Origin of the sequence: Salinivibrio costicola subsp. alcaliphilus, from assembly GCF_001996185.1 — a bacterium.
Lineage (GTDB): Bacteria > Pseudomonadota > Gammaproteobacteria > Enterobacterales > Vibrionaceae > Salinivibrio > Salinivibrio costicola.
The window spans coordinates 68,410-87,196 of sequence record NZ_MUFR01000002.1; the positions used below are offsets into that span (position 1 = coordinate 68,410).

16 protein-coding genes and 1 pseudogene are annotated in these 18,787 nt (G+C 51.4%); 6 read left to right on the forward strand and 11 right to left on the reverse strand.

What is annotated here, in order from left to right; translation table 11 throughout:
* Positions 1–67: 67 nt before the first annotated feature.
* On the reverse strand, positions 68–1,075 hold the full coding sequence (glpX, locus tag BZJ21_RS01030; RefSeq protein ID WP_077668912.1) for a class II fructose-bisphosphatase: 1,008 nt from the start codon (positions 1,073–1,075) through the stop codon (positions 68–70).
* Positions 1,076–1,363: 288 nt separating this feature from the next.
* Here glpX and zapB point away from each other — a divergent pair, with 288 nt between their 5' ends.
* Positions 1,364–1,606, forward strand: a complete 243-nt coding sequence (zapB, locus tag BZJ21_RS01035; RefSeq protein ID WP_025744238.1) for a cell division protein ZapB — start codon at positions 1,364–1,366, stop codon at positions 1,604–1,606.
* A 51-nt stretch (positions 1,607–1,657) separates the two neighbouring features.
* Here the strand turns inward: zapB and rraA are convergent, their stop codons facing one another.
* The 7 genes from rraA to priA all read right to left on the reverse strand — a co-directional run bounded on the left by rraA (position 1,658) and on the right by priA (position 9,352).
* A complete protein-coding gene (rraA, locus tag BZJ21_RS01040; RefSeq protein ID WP_025744239.1) occupies positions 1,658–2,179 on the reverse strand; it encodes a ribonuclease E activity regulator RraA in 522 nt (173 codons plus the stop codon).
* Positions 2,180–2,298: 119 nt separating this feature from the next.
* Entirely contained in the window at positions 2,299–3,204 is a 906-nt protein-coding gene (locus BZJ21_RS01045; protein WP_077660335.1) for a 1,4-dihydroxy-2-naphthoate polyprenyltransferase, read from the reverse strand.
* 163 nt (positions 3,205–3,367) lie between these two features.
* Positions 3,368–4,699, reverse strand: coding sequence for an HslU--HslV peptidase ATPase subunit (gene hslU, locus BZJ21_RS01050; RefSeq protein ID WP_025744240.1), 1,332 nt, complete (start codon positions 4,697–4,699; stop codon positions 3,368–3,370).
* 2 nt (positions 4,700–4,701) lie between these two features.
* Positions 4,702–5,238: an ATP-dependent protease subunit HslV gene (gene hslV / locus BZJ21_RS01055; protein WP_077577212.1), complete on the reverse strand. Its 537-nt coding sequence runs from the start codon at positions 5,236–5,238 to the stop codon at positions 4,702–4,704.
* Between the two features lie 106 nt (positions 5,239–5,344).
* Complete coding sequence (locus tag BZJ21_RS01060) at positions 5,345–5,902, reverse strand: SPOR domain-containing protein (RefSeq protein ID WP_077668913.1); 558 nt, start codon at positions 5,900–5,902, stop codon at positions 5,345–5,347.
* 71 nt (positions 5,903–5,973) lie between these two features.
* Positions 5,974–7,002: a DNA-binding transcriptional regulator CytR gene (gene cytR / locus BZJ21_RS01065; protein WP_269087430.1), complete on the reverse strand. Its 1,029-nt coding sequence runs from the start codon at positions 7,000–7,002 to the stop codon at positions 5,974–5,976.
* 151 nt (positions 7,003–7,153) lie between these two features.
* On the reverse strand, positions 7,154–9,352 hold the full coding sequence (gene priA / locus BZJ21_RS01070; RefSeq protein ID WP_101494531.1) for a primosomal protein N': 2,199 nt from the start codon (positions 9,350–9,352) through the stop codon (positions 7,154–7,156).
* Between the two features lie 220 nt (positions 9,353–9,572).
* On the opposite strand from priA, the gene rpmE reads away from it, so the two are divergent.
* Both rpmE and BZJ21_RS01080 read left to right on the forward strand, forming a co-directional pair.
* Positions 9,573–9,788 (forward strand): 50S ribosomal protein L31, encoded by a 216-nt coding sequence (gene rpmE / locus BZJ21_RS01075; RefSeq protein WP_077461534.1) that lies wholly within the window; start codon positions 9,573–9,575, stop codon positions 9,786–9,788.
* 255 nt (positions 9,789–10,043) lie between these two features.
* Positions 10,044–11,288, forward strand: coding sequence for a malic enzyme-like NAD(P)-binding protein (locus BZJ21_RS01080; RefSeq protein WP_077461535.1), 1,245 nt, complete (start codon positions 10,044–10,046; stop codon positions 11,286–11,288).
* 83 nt (positions 11,289–11,371) lie between these two features.
* On the opposite strand, the gene metJ is transcribed toward BZJ21_RS01080, so the two are convergent.
* Positions 11,372–11,689 (reverse strand): met regulon transcriptional regulator MetJ, encoded by a 318-nt coding sequence (gene metJ, locus BZJ21_RS01085; protein ID WP_025673335.1) that lies wholly within the window; start codon positions 11,687–11,689, stop codon positions 11,372–11,374.
* A gap of 186 nt (positions 11,690–11,875) precedes the next feature.
* Here metJ and metB point away from each other — a divergent pair, with 186 nt between their 5' ends.
* The 3 genes and pseudogenes from metB (at position 11,876) to metF (ending at position 16,734) form a co-directional block, all read left to right on the forward strand.
* On the forward strand, positions 11,876–13,036 hold the full coding sequence (gene metB, locus BZJ21_RS01090; protein ID WP_077660330.1) for a cystathionine gamma-synthase: 1,161 nt from the start codon (positions 11,876–11,878) through the stop codon (positions 13,034–13,036).
* A gap of 90 nt (positions 13,037–13,126) precedes the next feature.
* A pseudogene (locus tag BZJ21_RS01095) lies at positions 13,127–15,553 on the forward strand (bifunctional aspartate kinase/homoserine dehydrogenase II).
* Between the two features lie 281 nt (positions 15,554–15,834).
* Positions 15,835–16,734 (forward strand): methylenetetrahydrofolate reductase, encoded by a 900-nt coding sequence (metF, locus tag BZJ21_RS01100; protein ID WP_025744244.1) that lies wholly within the window; start codon positions 15,835–15,837, stop codon positions 16,732–16,734.
* Between the two features lie 96 nt (positions 16,735–16,830).
* Here the strand turns inward: metF and BZJ21_RS01105 are convergent, their stop codons facing one another.
* Positions 16,831–17,379 (reverse strand): PadR family transcriptional regulator, encoded by a 549-nt coding sequence (locus tag BZJ21_RS01105; protein ID WP_077660328.1) that lies wholly within the window; start codon positions 17,377–17,379, stop codon positions 16,831–16,833.
* A 58-nt stretch (positions 17,380–17,437) separates the two neighbouring features.
* The gene (locus BZJ21_RS01110; RefSeq protein ID WP_077461539.1) at positions 17,438–18,715 is read right to left on the reverse strand and encodes an O-acetylhomoserine aminocarboxypropyltransferase/cysteine synthase family protein; all 1,278 of its coding nucleotides are present in this window, start codon (positions 18,713–18,715) and stop codon (positions 17,438–17,440) included.
* Between the last annotated feature and the right edge of the window lie 72 nt (positions 18,716–18,787).

Sequence of the window (18,787 nt, forward strand, 5' to 3'; positions counted from 1 at the left end):
ATTTATAAAAGGGTAATCGAAATCAATGGATTTGACCAGTCAGAGGCTACACTCATCAATGTGAAGATTATAAGATGTGCGGTTTGATCGCTTCATCTTTGCGGCTTAAATAGTGGGTCGAGCGAATACGGCGAATGGTCCGACATTGGCCACGTACCACCAGGGTTTCTGTCGTGGCTAGATCGCCCTGTCGGCTGATCCCATCAAGTAGGTCGCCTTTGGTGATGCCGGTTGCGGCGAAGACAACATTATCGCTACTGGCCATCTGTGACAGCGTGAGGACTTGGCGGGCTTGAATCCCCATTTGTTGACAACGGGCCAGTTCTTGCTCTCCGTAAACACGGTTTTCTGGGGTGTCACCTTTCACATCGTGTCGAGAGAGCAATCGGCCTTGCATGTCCCCGCCTAGTGCACGGATCACGGCCGCAGAGACGACCCCCTCTGGCGCTCCGCCGATCCCAACCATGACATCCACTTCACTTTCTGGCATGCAGGTTAGAATAGAAGCAGCTACATCACCATCTGGAAAGGCGAATACTCGGATCCCTTGCGCTTGCATACTGGCAATAATGGCATCATGACGAGGTTTTGCTAAGGTGGCGACGACGAGGGTGTCGAGGGTTTTTCCGAGCGCAATGGCGACATTCTTGAGGTTTTCAAGCAGGGGCTTATTGAGGTCAATCACACCTTTGGCGCCAGGCCCCACCACTAATTTTTCCATGTACATATCTGGCGCTTTTAAAAAGCTGCCCTTTTCTCCAGCGGCCAGCACTGCCAAGGCATTGGCCTGACCCATTGCTGTCATGCGTGTGCCTTCAATCGGATCAACGGCAATATCAACCGCTTCACCGCCCAAGCCGACTTGCTCGCCAATATATAGCATGGGGGCATCGTCGATTTCCCCTTCACCGATGACGACTTCACCGTCAATCTCGGTCAGGTTTAGCAAGGTACGCATTACCTCAACCGCTGCGCCATCGGCTGCGTTTTTGTCCCCTCTTCCCAACCACTTATAACCCGCGAGAGCGGCGCCTTCGGTGACGCGAGAAAAAGCCAATGCGAGATCACGTTTCATGAGTACTCCGGAATGTCAGCCACATTAAGACAGGCGTTAGCCTAATTTGCGCGCAGTTTACCAGAAATAGAAAACGTTTGCGTGACGAGTGCGGCGGTGATTTTTATCTTCGCAGTGCGATAGTTGGCGAAGTCGCTGCATTTTTGCGCACTTGTCCATGCATAGGTAGTGAGAATAGTGGCAGTCTGACACCACCTGAGTACAATAAAGTCGGGGTGCACACCTGTTGCACGGGTTACTGCCGGATAAGCAGTAACGGGATCAATCGTCAGAAATAAGGTGGCCTTGATGTCATTGGAAGTATTAGAACAACTCGAAGCTAAAGTACAAATGGCGGTGGATACGATTTCGCTGCTACAAATGGAAATCGAAGAGCTCAAAGAAAAGAACGGGTCGCTGGAGCAAGATGCAGTGGCTGAAAAAGAAAGCCGTGAGCAATTAGCGCAAGAAAACGCCAAGTTAAAAGAAGAGCAAGAAGCTTGGCAGAATCGTATCCGCAGCTTACTCGGTAAGATCGAGAGCGTTGAATAAACCAAAAACAGAGCCGATGGGCTCTGTTTTTTTATCGGTCAACTGACGCCACTAATCCTCGTCGAGATCATCGTCTTCTTCGTCGACTTCGGTGATGCTGAGCGGATCCGGCGATAAGATGACGCCAGTGGTGTCCGCATAGACATGGTCATCCGGCAAAAAGGTGACGCCGCCAAAGTTCACGGGGACGTCGGTTTCACCGGTGCCTTGTTCATCAGCGCCCACAGGGATAGAGGCCAAGGCCTGGATACCTATGTCGATTTCATCGATGGTATCCACGTCGCGCACGCAGCCATAGACAATCATGCCAGCCCAGTCGTTATCTGCCGCGAGCTGTGCAATCTCGCCATCAATTAAGGCGCGACGTAACGAGCCACCGCCATCGATCAACATAATCCGCTGCTCGCCGTCTTGCTCGGCCATCTCGCGAATTAAGCCTGTATCTTCGAAGCATTTTACCGTGGTAATTTGGCCACCAAACGAGCTGCGGCCCCCATAAGAGCTAAACATTGGCTCCACGACATCCACTTGGTCGAGGTACATGTCGCATAGTTCCGAGGTATTGTATTCCATAGTCTAACTTCTTGTTGAGGCAGAAAAAGGCTGGCAAGCTTGCGCTGCCAACATGGCAAGTCCAAGTATAACGGGGCAATAAGGGTTTGCAATGACAAAGCGGCTAATCTGTGTCTTTATTAGACTAACAGCATCCCAGTCATAAATAGCCCATTAGTCACTAAGGCGCAGCGCACCATGTTGCCCATCATTGGCCGAAGCGCGTTAGCATTCGCCGTTTGATACACTTCGCGTCCGTGGCGAACCAATAAGGGCACACTCGCCAAGAACAACCATCCCAGCCAAGCTTGTAAGGTCAACGCGGCAAATAATGAGTAACAAACAATCGCACCGGCAAGTAGGATGACATGGTACTGCCGGCCTCGCTCGGGACCCAAGCGAACGACCAGGGTGTGTTTGCCACAAGCACGATCATTATCAATGTCTCGTAAGTTGTTGATGTTGAGCACGCCGACAGCCAGCAATCCGCATGCTGTCGCAGGCAAGATCACTAGCGAGTCAATCTGTCCAACTTGCAAATAGTAGGTCCCGGCGACGCCTAGCCAACCAAAAAACATCAGCACCGATAAATCACCGAGGCCTCGATAGCCGTAAGGTTTATTGCCGACGGTATAGGTGATCGAAGCGACGATGGCCATCAGGCCGAGCAATAAAAAGCTAATAATATCGGTGGGCTGCTGACAGGCAATCGCGATCAGTCCGCCGCCACTTAACACGGTGAGGGCAATATTGAAGGCCAGAGCGCGGCGCATGGTGGCGAGGCTCACTTTGCCCGATTGGATGGCACGCATCGGACCTAAACGGGTCATGTTGTCCGTGCCTTTTATCGCATCCCCGTAGTCATTAGCAAGATTAGAGAGGATTTGTAAGAATAAAGCGGTGATCAGCGCCATGACACTGATAGACCAAGAGAGGTTGCCTTGCGCTGCGGCGACCGCACTCCCTGATAAAATGGATGTCACGGCCAACGGCAGCGTTTTGGGTCGCGCAGCATCAAGCCAAATAGCGAGCGTAGGGTGCAGCATAGCGATCCTCGAGACGAAAAAACGATGTCACTATTATTACGCAAGCAGCACAAGGAGTAACGAGTTCGCGACCGAAATCCGGCTTCCTATTGCGCCAGCTCAAGTTTTGATGCAAAAAAGGGCAGCGTTTGCTGCCCTAAGTTCGATAGTTGACGTGTCGTGACTACAGGATAAACCGACTTAAGTCTTCGTCATCCACCAGCTCTTCGAGGTGGCTACGGACGTATTCTGCGTCAACCACAACCTGTTGACCGGCGCGTTCACTGGCTTCGTATGAGACATCTTCCATCAGTCGCTCCATCAAGGTATGCAGACGACGCGCACCGATGTTTTCGGTTTTCTCATTGACTCGCCACGCCGCGGAAGCCAGCTCATCAATACCGCTTGGCTCAAAGCTCAAGTCAATCTCCTCGGTTTTGAGTAGTGCCGAGTATTGCTGGGTCAGTGAGGCGTTCGGCTCGGTAAGAATCCGTTTGAAGTCATTGGTTGACAATGCTTCTAGCTCGACGCGGATCGGGAGACGGCCTTGTAGTTCAGGGATCAAGTCTGACGGACGTGAGACCTGAAATGCACCAGAGGCAATAAACAGGATATGATCGGTTTTGATCATGCCATGCTTGGTTGAGACCGTACTGCCTTCAACTAACGGTAAGAGATCACGCTGTACCCCTTCACGTGATACATCGCCACCACTGGTGTTACCCGACTTACAAATCTTATCGATTTCATCCACGAACACGATGCCATTGTTTTCCACCATGTGAATGGCTTGCTCTTTGATTTCTTCTTGATTGACCAGCTTAGCCGCTTCTTCTTCGGTCAGCGCCTTCATTGCGTCTTTGATTTTCATCTTACGCTTTTTAGTGCTGTTGCCGGCAAGGTTTTGGAACATCCCTTGCAGCTGATTGGTCATTTCTTCCATGCCCGGTGGTGACATGATTTCTACGCCCATTTGCGGCGCCGCAACATCGACTTCCACTTCTTTGTCGTCAAGTTTACCTTCGCGTAATTTTTTACGGAAGCTTTGGCGTGTTGACGAATCTTCTTGGGTCGCTTCGTTTTGGCCCCATGCATCACGCGCTGGAGGCAGTAAGATGTCGAGGATACGATCTTCCGCTTGTTCTTCGGCGCGGAATTTGACTTTTTCCATCGCCTGCTGCTGGGTCAGATTCATCGCCACATCCGCGAGATCACGAATAATGGTCTCGACTTCTTTACCCACATAGCCGACTTCGGTGAATTTGGTCGCTTCTACCTTGATAAAAGGCGCATTCGCTAATCGCGCAAGACGACGTGCAATTTCGGTTTTACCGACACCGGTGGGGCCAATCATCAAGATGTTTTTCGGGGTCACTTCCGCACGCAAGTCTTCTGGCAGTTGCATACGGCGCCAGCGGTTTCGCAGTGCGATCGCCACCGCACGTTTGGCATTGTCTTGACCAATAATATGGCGGTCAAGTTCGTGCACGATTTCGCGTGGAGTCATTTCAGACATCACTAATCCTGTTTATTACTCTCGAGTTCTTCAACCGTGTGTTGTTGGTTTGTAAACACACATATATCACCGGCGATGGTTAGCGCTTTCTCTGCAATCTCGCGGGCGTCTAACTCGGTGTTTTCTAACATGGCAACGGCGGCGGCTTGCGCATAGTTACCGCCTGAGCCAATAGCAATCAGATCGCGCTCGGGCTCAACCACATCACCATTACCGGTAATGATTAAGGAAGCGGTTTCATCCGCGACAGCCAGTAGGGCTTCAAGGCGACGCAGCGCGCGATCGGTTCGCCATTCTTTGGCAAGCTCAACGGCTGCTTTGGTTAGGTGCCCTTGGTGGAGCTCAAGCTTACGCTCAAAGCGCTCAAATAAGGTAAAGGCATCTGCGGTACCGCCAGCAAAACCAGCGAGCACTTGGCCGTTATACAAGCGACGAACTTTTCGCGCATTACCTTTCATGACGGTATTGCCGAGCGATACTTGACCATCGCCAGCAATAACCACTTTACCTTCGCGACGGACGGAGACGATTGTAGTCACGGGAACCTCTTTGTTTGTGTCTGGTGCACCAGATGGGTGATTAATCTAGATGGTTGGGTTTTGACGCTGACTTTTCAAGGGGAGAGCGCAATACTTTCCCCGTTCGCTATTCCCAATACCAAATAGCACAAGGTTCGACACCGGCGCGACGCAGCATATTGCGATCTTTCTCTGCTTGGCGCTTGCGCGGGTAAGGGCCAAGCACCACACGATACCAAGTGCCTTTCTCACCAGGGCTTACCTTGATTTGGCTTTCTAGCCCTTGAAACGCAATGATCGCTTTACGCTCATTAGCCTGCCCTTGGCTACGGTAAGCACCGCATTGCATGAGGTAAGGACGGGCCGATTGTGGCAGCGCTTTTGCTTTCACTTCTACTTCCTTGTCTTCCAGCTCTTCGATATAGCTCCATTTTTCTTTGGGCTTTTTCGGTAGACTTTCTACCTGGCTTTGCGTGGCCGGTTGCGTGTGAGACACGGGGGGAGAAGGGGGTGTCGGTGCATCGGTTTTGCTCAACCAATACAGGCCATAAGCAAACGCACCCACTAAGACGACAGCAAGCAGCGCCCATTTAAATGGGAATCCAGCCCGCGTCTTGGTCGGTTGGCGGCGAGTATTTTTTTTACGCGGCGCTTTGCCACGTTTAACGTAATCACGAGTTGCCACAGCAAATAATCAAATTAAGAAGCCAGTAAAGGGCTCATATTACTGGCTTGAGCCCGTGCTGACTAGTCTTACTACCGAGACGGAGGGGCGACACTCTCACGGATCACCAGCTTGGCGTCCAAAAGGCGGGAGCCGGGGGTCACTTCTCGTCCTTGTAACGTGTTTAGCAGCATCAACATGGCTTGGCGGCCAATGTCATAGCGAGGCTGCGAAACGGTCGTGAGTGGTGGATCGCAATACTCGGCGAATTGGATATCATCAAAACCAACAATGGAGATATCTTGCGGGACCCGCATGCCTAAACGTTTCGCTTGTTGCATCGCGCCGACGGCCATGACATCGCAGTGACAGAATACCGCAGTGGGTGGCTCAGGCAGTGAGAGCAAGTTGGTGATGGCACGCGCTCCGGAGGCAAAACTAAAGTCACCGACGACGCTATACGCTGGATTGATGGTGATCCCCGCTCGATGTAACGCTTGCTGATACCCTTGTGAGCGGAACTGCGTTAATGCTGTCTCCGGTACGCCGGTAATGTTAGCAATCCGAGTATGGCCGACTTGGGTGAGATAATTAACCGCTTCAAAGGCAGCGGTAAGGTTATCGATATGAACCGTCGGTAATTCCAGATCGGGCGCATATTCACAGGCCATGACCAGTGGCGGTAAGTTTTTTTGCTCAGGCTTGCTGACATCAAAAGGGACGTCGGAGCCAAGCAGCAGCATGCCATCCGCTTGTTTAGTAAACACCAGATTGACGAATGAATTTTCACGGTGGTGTTGCTGGGCACTGTCACCCAGTAGAACTAAGTAGCCATGTTCCATGGCGGCTTCTTCAATGCCGCGAATAATCTCACTAAAGTAGGGATCACAAATGTCCGGTACAATAGCGACGATGGTTTTTGATTCATTGCGACGCAAGTTACGCGCAAGTGAATTAGGGGAATAACCAGCTTCAACCACAGCATGTTCAACTTTTTTACGCGTGCTGGCTGACACCTTCTCTGGGTTCATCAGCGCGCGCGATACCGTTGCTGTGGATACACCGGCAATGTGGGCAACGTCCTTCATTGTCGCCATAATGACAGTCCTCTTGTTATCTATATTGTGAGATCAAACAGTTATTAGCTCATCTGACCTGTTTTCTTAGCCAATTGCGGCCCTATTTTACCTATGCTTGTCCAATTTAAATACGGACAAGCTAACACTTATTGCAATGAAAGTGTGACTTGTGTCGACTTACGGCAAGGGAGTATTAAGAAAGGTCTTGCGGCTCGACATCTAAAGACCAACGTACTTTGCGCGAAAGGGGTAATTGATGGACTGCAGGAAGAGCCACCGTTAGCCACTGCTGCATCACTTTTCGACTTGGGGCTTGGATTAATAATTGCCAGCGATAACGGCCCGCGCGTTTGGCCATCGCTGCGGGCATAGGGCCCATGACATGGCTTTCATCGTGTTGAATGGGGGAGGCAGCGAGCGTTTGACGTACTTGTTGTAAAAACTGCTGCACACTGTTTTCTTCATGGCCTTCGGCGCGAAATAAACTTAAGAACGTATAGGGCGGAAGCCAAGCTTGGCGGCGTTCAGTGAGCGCCGACTCCGCAAAGGCTTGATAGCCTTTGTGTACCAGCGATTGGATCAGGCTGTGCTCGGGATGGTGCGTTTGTAATAGCACCGTCCCTGGCTTGCTGGCGCGACCGGCGCGGCCGGCGACTTGCACCATCAGTTGCGCCAACCGTTCAGGCGCGCGAAAGTCATTACTAAACAAGGCACCGTCGACATCAACTAACGCCACTAGGGTGACATTGGGAAAATGATGGCCCTTAGCGAGCATTTGTGTGCCCAGTAGGATCTGATATTCGCCCTTTTCTATGCCATTAAGGTAGGTTTCTAAGCTGCCCTTACGGCGGGTATTGTCGCGATCAATACGCACGGTTTTATATTCAGGAAAGAGCTCGCCCAACTGGCTTTCAAGCTGCTCGGTGCCCACGCCGACACTGATTAACTGGGTGGAGCCACAATCGTGACACTGGTGCGGAACGGGTTTTTGGTGGCCACAATGATGACAACGCAATTCTTGCTGTTGCTGGTGAAGGGTGTAGTAAGCATCACAACGTTGACAATTCGCGAGCCAGCCACACTCGTGGCACATCATGGCGGGCGCATAGCCACGGCGATTTAAAAACAACATGACCTGATTGCCTTGTTGTAGGTGCTGGCGCATTTCGGCGATCAACGGCGCGGATAATCCAGCGTCGAGGTAATGGCCCTTAATATCGAGTATTCCCTGACGTGCGGTCACCGCATTACCTGGACGCTGAGTCAGCTTGAGGTACTGATATTTACCGGTTTTTGCGTTATGCAAGCTTTCCAAAGAGGGGGTGGCAGAACCGAGTATCACCGGCACTTTTTCTTCATGACCACGCATAACCGCTAAGTCTCGGGCATGATAACGAAAGCTATCTTGCTGTTTATACGAGGGGTCATGCTCTTCGTCAATAATGATAATGCCTAAATTAGCCATCGGCGTGAACAGGGCAGACCGTGTACCAATGACGATTGCTGCTTGATTCTCGCGCGCGGCCAACCAGGCTTTTAGTCGATCGTTATCATTTAAGCCTGAATGCATCACGGTTACCGGGACATGAAAGCGGCGCTCAAACCGGCGAATGGTTTGTGGGGTGAGGCCGATTTCTGGTACCAAAATTAAGGCTTGTTCACCGCGAGCAAGCACAGGTTCGAGCACGTTTAGGTAGACCTCTGTCTTCCCTGAACCGGTGATCCCCTCGAGTAAAGCACAAGCAAAGCCGTCATTGGCATTGATGGTGGCAACCGCCATCGCCTGTTCATGGTTGAGTGCCGGTTTGTCTTCGGTGACGGCAAAATGCGGTTGCCAGGCTTGAGCGTTTAGCGGTGGTGTGTAGGGGGCTATCCAACCTTTTTCGGCCACGGTTTTTAGCACCGGTGCGCCGATGTCTTGTTCGATCAAGTCGGCATGGGTGGCAGGGCCGTGTGTGAGCAACTGCAACACCCGAGCTTGTTTAGGGGCACGGCTCAGGCCCGAGAGGGGTTGGTTTTGTCCTGACTCGGTAATTTGCCACCATTTTTGCTGTTGTAATGCCGCAGGGCGTCCTTTTCGAAGCAGGGTTGGCATCACAGCGCCCATCGCATCCCCTAGCGGATGATGATAAAAGCGGCTTGCCCAGTGGAGTAAATGATAGACGCCGGGCGTCCAAACCGGTTGGGTATCCAATACGGCATCGAGCACCTTGAGTTGGCTCGCGTCCACACTGGCGGTTGCGGATAAGCCGGTGACAATGCCAACCTTGTGCTGGCGGCCAAAGGGCACTTTTACCCGCCCACCGATGATGGGGTGTTGATTCTCACCGATTCGGTAATCAAAAGTTTTCGCTAACGGGACCGGTAGGGCCACCTGAGCAAACTGTTCCATCACAACATCTTATTGACCAGAAGGGGGCTCAGTGTAACGGTTCGCCTTCGGTTGGCAAAGCCTTGTTGTACGGTGACGCGGCGTGGTGATTGCACAAAAAAGTTGCGAAACCGAGGGGGCTTGATTAGAATTGCGCGCCTTAGAAAATATTTGTTAACGACGTGTGGTGCCCGGCTTAGGATCGGGAGAGCGACACGGCCTTTAAAATGAGGTTATCCCTATGAAAGCTGGTATCCATCCAGAGTACAAAGCCGTCACAGCAAAATGCTCTTGCGGTAACGAATTTGCGTTCAGCACAACCCTAGGTAAAAACATCAACCTAGACGTGTGTGACAAATGTCACCCATTCTACACCGGTAAGCAGCGTATCCTTGATGCTGGTGGCCGTGTTGATCGCTTTAAGAAACGTTTCGGTGCCCTTAGCAGCAAAAAATAAGCAGCTATTGACCGAATATAGAGAAGGGACGCATCAGCGTCCCTTTTTTTGATTGTATCGTCCTAGTATTCGGACAACAGGTCCGAGCATCATCGCGAATACGGCGTTAGTACTGGTGGACGTTTCCCCGCTGCGTTACCATCTTTACCCTTATACAAACCTTTCCTGTGTGGTTTGTAGAGTGTCTGGCTAATATCGGTCATCCTTCCCTGCCGGTATTGGTTACCCCTTCACGATAATAACTAGGAAAACGACATGTCGGACGATAAACGCCAGCAAGCGCTGGATTATCATGCATACCCTACACCCGGAAAAATCTCTGTCGAACTCAGTAAGCCTGCTGATTCAGCGGCGGATCTTGCTCTCGCCTACAGCCCAGGCGTTGCTGAACCTGTGCGTGAAATAGCCCAAGATGCGGATGCCGTATATCGCTATACCGGTAAAGGCAATATGGTTGCGGTGATCTCAAACGGCACCGCGATTTTGGGGTTAGGGAATTTAGGGCCGATGGCGTCAAAGCCTGTCATGGAAGGCAAAGCGTTATTGTTCAAGCGTTTTGCCGGCTTGGACTCGATCGACATTGAAGTTAAACACCGCACCATCGATGAGTTTGTTGATACCGTAGCCAATATTGCTGACACCTTTGGCGGTATCAACCTTGAAGATATCAAAGCCCCAGATTGTTTTGAGATCGAAAAGCAGCTGATTGAACGCTGTGAAGTGCCTGTCTTCCATGATGATCAACATGGTACCGCGATTGTCACTGCTGCGGGGATGCTTAACGCGCTCGAGTTGCAAGGCAAAGATATTGGTGAAGCCACCATCGTGTGTCTCGGTGCGGGTGCCGCTGCGGTGGCCTGTATGGAGCTATTGATTAAATGTGGCGCCCAGCGCGAAAAGATTTACATGCTGGATCGCAAAGGGGTGATTCACACCCGTCGTGATGACATTAACAAGTATAAGCAGCTGTTTGCCAATAACACGGATAAGCGTACCCTCGAAGATGTGATTGAAGGTGCGGATCTCTTTGTTGGCGTATCAGGCCCGGATTTGCTCTCGCCTGAGGCATTAAAACTGATGGCGGATAAGCCTGTCGTGTTTGCCTGCTCAAACCCAGATCCTGAAATTAACCCAGAGGTTGCGCACCAAGTCCGGGATGATCTGATCATTGGAACGGGGCGTTCGGATTACCCGAATCAGGTGAATAACGTCTTGTGTTTCCCGTTTATTTTCCGGGGAGCATTAGATGTGCGTGCCAGTGAGATTAATGATGCGATGAAGTTGGCCGCCGTTGAAGCGATTCGTGGTTTGGCGAAAGAGCCTGTACCACAATCGGTCTTAGATGCCGCGGGCTTGTCTTCACTCAGTTTTGGCCCGGATTACATCATTCCCAAGCCGATGGATGCCCGTTTACTGCCCAAGGTAGCACGTGCCGTGGCGCTTGCGGCCGTCGAAACCGGCGTAGCCCGTATTGAGATGCCAGACAACTATATGTTGTAAAGAAAACATGTTGTAAAGAAAACATGTTGTAATTAGAAAACAGTGTCTTACCATAAAAAAACCGCCGATGGCGGTTTTTTTGTTTAGTATTCACTGTCGTCAAACTCAATACCCAACTCTTCCATGATCCGACGTGCCTCGGCAGGAATGCTATCGGGTTTATCCTTACGGATGTCGTCATCGGTTGGCAGAGGCTGCCCGGTATAGGCATGTAAAAATGCCTCACACAATAGCTCACTGTTGGTCGCATGACGCAGGTTATGAACCTGACGGCGAGTGCGCTCATCAGTAAGAATTTTTAATACTTTAAGTGGGATAGAGACGGTGATCTTCTTTACCTGCTCTTTCTTTTTACCATGTTCGGCATACGGATTAATGTAATCGCCGTTCCACTGCGCCATGTCTCACCTATCTTGATTATGGAATACCCAGAATGATGCTGCGGAGATTTTAGCTATATTAACCGCCACATGCAAAGGTGTTTAGACGTCTAGAAGTGTTGACGTCCTAAAAGTACAGAGGTAAGGTAGTATGATGACGACTGGATCACGTAAATCGTGCCAGCGCAACAAGAGCAAGGATGAACCATGACAGGTAAAAAAACCGACACCATTGCCGTTCGAACAGGAATTGGCACTGACACGCAACATCATGCGGTTGTGCCGCCTTTGTATTTATCAACCAACTATCGTTTTCCTGCTTTTGGCGACGTTCCCACTTATGATTATGCCCGTGGGGGCAATCCAACTCGAGCTCAGTTAGAGCAAGCGTTAACGGAACTGGAGGGCGGAGCCGGTGCCGTGGTGACCAACTGTGGGATGGCAGCCATTAACTTGGTGTTGTCTTTACTGGATGCAGGGGATCATATTGTTGCACCGCACGACTGTTATGGTGGTACCTATCGCTTGTTAGAGTCACGCGCCAAGCAAGGGATTTGGCAGGTCAGTTTTGTCGATCAATCTGATCACCAGGCGTTAACCGCTGCGCTGGCAAAACAGCCGAAACTGGTGTTAGTTGAAACACCCTCTAATCCGCTATTGCGTGTGGTCGATATTGCTAAAATCTGCCAACAGGCCCACCAAGTGGGGGCATGGGTGGTGGTCGATAACACCTTTTTATCGCCAGCACTCCAACAGCCTTTTTCACTGGGTGCGGACATCATCGTGCATTCCACTACTAAATTTATTAATGGTCACTCTGATATTGTCGGTGGCGCTGTAGTGGCGAAGACGCCTGAATTGGCTGCAACATTAGCGTGGTGGGGCAACTGCTTGGGCGCGACAGGCAACGCCTTTGACAGTTATATGACATTGCGAGGGTTGCGTACCTTGGGCGCTCGGGTTAAACAACATCAGCAAAATACGCAAGCGGTATTAACCTATTTGCAAACAGTCCCTGCGGTGCGGCAACTCTACTATCCCGGTTTGGCGACACATCCAGGCCATGAGATTGCCGCCCGTCAGCAGTTTGGATTTGGTAGTATGCTCAGCCTCGAGCTGGACACGGACTCCGCTGGGATCGCACGTTTTATTGAAGGCTTATCTTTATTTGCGCTTGCCGAGTCGCTGGGCGGGGTAGAAAGTCTGGTCACGCATCCAGGGTCAATGACCCATCGTGCGATGAGTGATGACGCGCAAGCCGAGGCTGGCATTACCCCGACGTTGTTGCGTTTTTCTATTGGACTAGAAGACGCAGAAGACTTAGTGGCCGATTTGGCGCATGCCTTCGCCCATTTAGCTAACCAGTAAAACCGATTGCTATAGGTGTTGCTGTCATAGCACGCCGCTTTATTGATATTTATTGAGACCAAGAGAGACCTCGCCATGCACGCGCAACCGATGGACACCGCCCCCGAATCACAACGCCAATTGCATAAATTTGGTGGCAGCAGTTTAGCGAGCCCAGATTGTTATCGCCGTGTGGTCGATGTGCTGACGGCGCATGCAAAGGCGCACGACTTAATTGTGGTCTCTGCGGCGGGGAAAACGACCAATCAGCTCATTGCTTGGCTCGCTCAACTGGGCAAAGATGGCCGGTTGGCGCATGAGACCTTGCAAGGCGTCCGTGCCTTTCAGCAAGACTTGATTGAAAATCTGATCAACGGTGATCACAAACAACAGTTGGTTGATGCCTTATCTGCTGACATCGCGACGATCGCGTCGCTCGGGGAGACAGCGCTGAGCGACAGCGTACAAGCCGATGTGCAAGGGTTCGGAGAGGTTTGGTCGGCGCGTTTATTAGCTGCGCTGCTTAATCAGCAGTGTCGTCAGGCGGTGATGTTGGACTCGCGCCACTGTTTACGCGCGGAACGTGCGGCTCAACCTGAGGTCGATCGCGGCGCATCATGGCCACTATTACGGCAGCAACTTTCTCAGCACACGCAATCTCACGTCGTTATTACGGGGTTTATGGCGCAAAATCAAGCTGGGGAAACCGTACTTTTGGGGCGTAACGGGTCAGATTATTCGGCCACGGTACTCGGTGCGTTAGCGGGGGTCCGCCGCGTGACTATATGGAGTGATGTTGCCGGTGTATACAGCGCGGATCCACGCCATGTCGATAATGCTTGCTTGTTACCCTTAATCCGATTGGATGAAGCAGGCGAATTGGCACGCTTGGCGGCGCCCGTGCTTCATAGCCGTACTTTACAGCCTGTGGCGCAAAGTGCGACCGATCTGACCTTACGTTGTACCCAGGCCCCCGATAGTGGCTCGACCCATATAGAGCGTGTACTGGCTACCGGACGCGGGGCAAAAATCATTACATCTTTGGATGATGTGTGCCTATTGCAGTTTGATGTCGCCCGCGGGCAAGATTTTCAGGCAATTAAACAAGAGTTGAGCCGCATCCTCTCTCAGCTGAAAGTGCAACCACTGGCGACGGATTATCAAGATGATCAGTATCGTATCTTGCTGGCCTTTACGGCGGAGGTCGTGGCCTCGGTCATGGCCCAGATCCAGGATGCCGGGCTATCCGCGGAGTTGAAGCTGCGCGAAGGGTTTAACATGGTTGCTGCCGTCGGAGCCGGCGTGGTCAATAATCCCGTGCACTGTCATGGTTTTTATCAGCAGCTGAAGTCACAGCCTGTAGAGTTTATCAGTGAATCTGCATCTGGACTGAGCATGGTGGCGATTTTGCGTCAAGTGCATACGCCTGCCCTTGTGGCCAGCTTGCATGATGCGCTGTTCCAAGCCTAACGTCGCATTGGCTTGGTGTTGGTAGGAAAAGGAAACATTGGCGCGCGTTGGCTCAGCTTGTTTGCCGAGCAAAAATCGCACCTCGAAAAGCGTCATGGCAAGGAGGTGTCGCTGATTTCTGTGGTAGATAGTCGTAATCAATGGTTAGATTTTGCTGGCATCGATCCAATGCAGATCAGGGATGACTTTGATGACAATGGCACGCCATACTTTGATGATGAATGGTTAACACGCTTATTGAATCATCCTTATGATGATGTGGTGATTTTGGATGTCACTGCCAATACCTCACTGGCAGCTCTCTATCCGCGTCTCGCCGAGCATGGTTTTCATTTAATCTCCGCCAACAAAGAAGCCGGCGCGGCACCGGCCGAACAATACCATGCGATTCAACATGCGTTTGCGAAAACGGGGCGCCATTGGTTATATAACGCCACGGTAGGCGCTGGGCTGCCGATTAACTATGCGGTTCAAGACTTACGTGAAAGCGGTGATCATATCCTCGCACTCTCAGGGATCTTTTCCGGCACGTTATCCTGGCTTTTTTTGCAATTCACCGGCGAGGTCCCGTTCAGTGCTTTACTTGAACAGGCATGGCAGCAAGGGCTAACTGAACCTGATCCGCGTGACGATCTGTCGGGTGCCGACGTGGTGCGTAAATTAGTGATTCTCGCAAGAGAGGCGGGCCTGTCATTGGAGCCCGAGCAGGTCAAGGTTGAGTCACTGATACCGCCAGCGCTGCAATCTTTGTCGTTAGATGCGTTTCTCGATAACGCCCATCAAATGGATGCGTGTTTACAGGAGCGATTGGAAAAATCGCAGCAAGATCGCGCCGTGTTGCGCTATGTGGCGCGTCTAGAAGCCAATGGTAATGCGCAGGTGAGCTTAGAAACCTTACCGAGTGAGCATCCGCTGGCGCATCTACTGCCCTGTGATAATGTGTTTGCGATTGAAAGCCAATGGTATCGTGAAAATCCATTAGTGATCCGCGGACCGGGGGCGGGGCGGGATGTCACCGCTGGGGCGATACAATCGGATTTGAATCGCTTAATTGGGCGTCTTCACTAATGTCCTTTTAGTAAACGTGATCTTCGCAAACGTGAAAGCTGTCTTACTCCACATAAGACAGCTTTTTTTTATCTGAAGATCACGTTATATGACGCGCTTTTGGCTGCTGCTCTCGGTGGCTTCCTGCATGTTGACTATCTTCATAATACTATGAGTTCTTTTCATGGCCGAGATCGTTGACATTTCACCCAAATAACGACAACCTTTAGACATATGGACGTCTAAACGTATAAACCAAAAACGCACATGATCGCGAATAAAACCGGTTGCAGGGAGAGGGTATGAGCTATACGCACGCAGGCCACATTGATGCACTTAATCAGAATATTGCCGACTTAGACGGTGATATTAACGTCTCATTTGAGTTTTTTCCGCCCAGCACGCCCAGTATGGAAGAAACCCTCTGGAATTCCGTGCATCGCCTCAAAGGGCTTAAACCTAAGTTTATGTCAGTGACTTATGGCGCCAATTCTGGTGAGCGTGATCGCACCCATGACATCGTGAAAAGTATTCATGATCAAACGGGGGTCGCGGCGGCGCCCCATCTAACCTGTATCGATGCCACTGAAGATGAGCTGCGCCATATTGCCCGTGACTACTGGCAAAATGGTATTCGTGACATTGTGGCTTTGCGCGGAGACTTACCGTCGCCGGAGAAAAAGCCGACTATGTATGCGGCGGACTTGGTGCGGTTGCTCAAAGAAGAACATGACTTTGATATTTCTGTCGCCGCTTATCCTGAAGTGCACCCGGAAGCGAAAAGTGCGCAAGCGGACCTCATTAATCTGAAACGGAAAGTCGATGCCGGTGCCAGTCGTGCCATTACCCAGTTTTTCTTTGATGTGGAAAGCTACCTACGTTTTCGTGACCGCTGTGTGGCGGCGGGGATTGATGTCGAGATTGTGCCGGGGATTTTGCCCGTCTCCAACTTTAAGCAGGCTTCTCGGTTTGCGCAAATGACGCATGTGCGTGTCCCACAGTGGATGCACAAACAGTATCAAGGTCTTGAGGATGACCCTGTGACCCGGCAGATGGTCGGTGCTTCGATTGCTATCGATATGGTGCGCGTACTCAGCCGTGAAGGGGTAAAAGATTTTCATTTTTATACCCTCAACCGGGCCGAATTGACCTATGCACTTTGCCATACTTTGGGGGTTCGCCCATTGGCTGTCGCACCTTAGCTAAACCGCTAAACCGCTAAACCGGTTTACCTTGAGCCAAAAAAAGCGCCCCGTTTCGTGGGGCGCCTAGGTTGCGAGTTGTGTTTATTGTTTTGATTAGGCGCTGGCCGCCAGCATCGTAAGCTCATCGCGCACTTCTTGCGCCCAGGCCATCCAAGCGCGACGTTGATGAATGCTGCGTCGTAATGCTAATCGCATGAGGCGTTGCTGTTGCGTTAATGATGTGGATTGACCGTAATCACGCTGCTCAAGCAGAGCATAATGATTAAGTAGTTGTTGTGATTCCGCAATCAAGTTATTGATATGCTCGAGCATCGGCGCGGGATCCAAGACCTCACAGCTGAGTAGGCGTGCGACGTACTCGTCGCGAGGCGGGGCCAGCTTAGGCGCTTGGATAAACCACGCCTCTAACACCTCGGTGCCGACAGGGGTGATAGCATAGACTTTTCTATCTGGTTTGCCGACTTGCGGCTCAAGTCGATAGGTCACAGCGCCTCGCTCGGCGAGCTTAGTCAGTTCACGATATACCTGTTGATGGCTGGCTTTCCACACATTACTGATAGTGGTAGAAAACGCCTTGGTAATATCATAACCCGTGGCTTCGCAGTTGCTGAGTACCGTCAGTATGACATGGGGAAGTGACATCTTTTATATCCACATTTATTGGTATAACAATCGGTTCGCATGAGTCGCCTATCTCGGGCTATTTTACTGCACTCAATGCTTGTTCAAGGTCGGCAATGATGTCATCAATATGCTCAATGCCGACACAAAGACGGATCATTTCTGGGGTCACCCCGGCCTTCGCTTGCTCTTGCGCATTCAGTTGACGATGGGTGGTAGAGGCGGGATGGCAAGCAAGTGACTTAGCATCACCAATATTGACCAGGCGTTTAAATACATTCAGCGCATCATAAAACTGTACCCCCTCATCAAAGCCACCTTTTAAGCCGAAAGACAGCAGTGATGCGGGCAGTCCACCGCGGATAAGCGACTGGGCACGTTGGTAATGAGGATGAGTTTGTTGACCGGCATAGTTCACCCATGCCACCGCTGGATGACTGGCAAGGTAATCCGCCACCGCTTTGGCATTCTCGCAGTGACGCTCCATACGCAGGCTCAAGGTTTCGAGACCTTGCATCAACATAAAGGCGTTCATCGGCGATAAGGCGGCGCCGCTGTTACGTAAAGGCACGGTACGCGCGCGGGCAATAAATGCCGCCGGACCAAAGGTATCGCTATAGACCACGCCGTGATACGCCGGCTCGGGCTGTGAAAATTGCGGGAAGCGGGCTTGATGTGCCACCCAATCAAAGGTGCCGCCATCAACGATCATACCGCCTAGGGTGGTGCCATGGCCGCCAATGTATTTGGTTAGCGAGTGCACCACGATATCGGCGCCATGTTCAATCGGTTTGCATAGCACGGGCGTCGCCACGGTATTGTCGACCACCAAAGGGACACCGTGCGCGTGGGCAACCTTGGCAAGACCGGGGATATCGGCAATATTGCCGGCCGGATTACCAACCGATTCGCAATACACCGCTTTGGTATTGGCATCAATCAGCGCTTCAATCGCACTGGCGTCGTCACTTTGGGCAAAACGTACTTCAATGCCTTGTTCGGGGAGCATATGAGCAAACAAGGTATAGGTGCCGCCGTAAAGCTGTGGTGTGGCGACGATGTTATCACCGGCCTTGGCTAGGGTTTGGATTGCATAGGTAATTGCCGCGGCGCCAGCACTGACGCATAGGCCTGCGATACCGCCCTCTAATGCCGCCACACGTTGTTCTAATACATCGTTGGTGGGATTCATGATCCGCGAATAGATATTGCCCGGCACATCGAGGTTAAACAGATCAGCACCATGTTGGGCGTTATCAAACTCATAGGCGACGGTTTGATAGATGGGGGTAGCGACTGATTTGGTGGTCGGATCGGTCTGATAACCGTGATGAATCGAGAGGGTTTCGTCTTTCATGGCAATTCCTTTGCGTTTTCCTTTGCGTTGTTAAATCGCGTCACCGCGACCTTCCATAGTAATAATACTATC

Bases quoted from the DNA above. Each gene is read 5' to 3' on its own strand.
- glpX (WP_077668912.1), bottom strand. From the start codon at position 1,075: ATGAAACGTGATCTCGCATTGGCTTTTTCTCGCGTCACCGAAGGCGCC.
- zapB (WP_025744238.1), top strand. From the start codon at position 1,364: ATGTCATTGGAAGTATTAGAACAACTCGAAGCTAAAGTACAAATGGCG.
- rraA (WP_025744239.1), bottom strand. From the start codon at position 2,179: ATGGAATACAATACCTCGGAACTATGCGACATGTACCTCGACCAAGTG.
- BZJ21_RS01045 (WP_077660335.1), bottom strand. From the start codon at position 3,204: ATGCTGCACCCTACGCTCGCTATTTGGCTTGATGCTGCGCGACCCAAA.
- hslU (WP_025744240.1), bottom strand. From the start codon at position 4,699: ATGTCTGAAATGACTCCACGCGAAATCGTGCACGAACTTGACCGCCAT.
- priA (WP_101494531.1), bottom strand. From the start codon at position 9,352: ATGGAACAGTTTGCTCAGGTGGCCCTACCGGTCCCGTTAGCGAAAACT.
- rpmE (WP_077461534.1), top strand. From the start codon at position 9,573: ATGAAAGCTGGTATCCATCCAGAGTACAAAGCCGTCACAGCAAAATGC.
- BZJ21_RS01080 (WP_077461535.1), top strand. From the start codon at position 10,044: ATGTCGGACGATAAACGCCAGCAAGCGCTGGATTATCATGCATACCCT.
- metJ (WP_025673335.1), bottom strand. From the start codon at position 11,689: ATGGCGCAGTGGAACGGCGATTACATTAATCCGTATGCCGAACATGGT.
- metB (WP_077660330.1), top strand. From the start codon at position 11,876: ATGACAGGTAAAAAAACCGACACCATTGCCGTTCGAACAGGAATTGGC.
- metF (WP_025744244.1), top strand. From the start codon at position 15,835: ATGAGCTATACGCACGCAGGCCACATTGATGCACTTAATCAGAATATT.
- BZJ21_RS01105 (WP_077660328.1), bottom strand. From the start codon at position 17,379: ATGTCACTTCCCCATGTCATACTGACGGTACTCAGCAACTGCGAAGCC.
- BZJ21_RS01110 (WP_077461539.1), bottom strand. From the start codon at position 18,715: ATGAAAGACGAAACCCTCTCGATTCATCACGGTTATCAGACCGATCCG.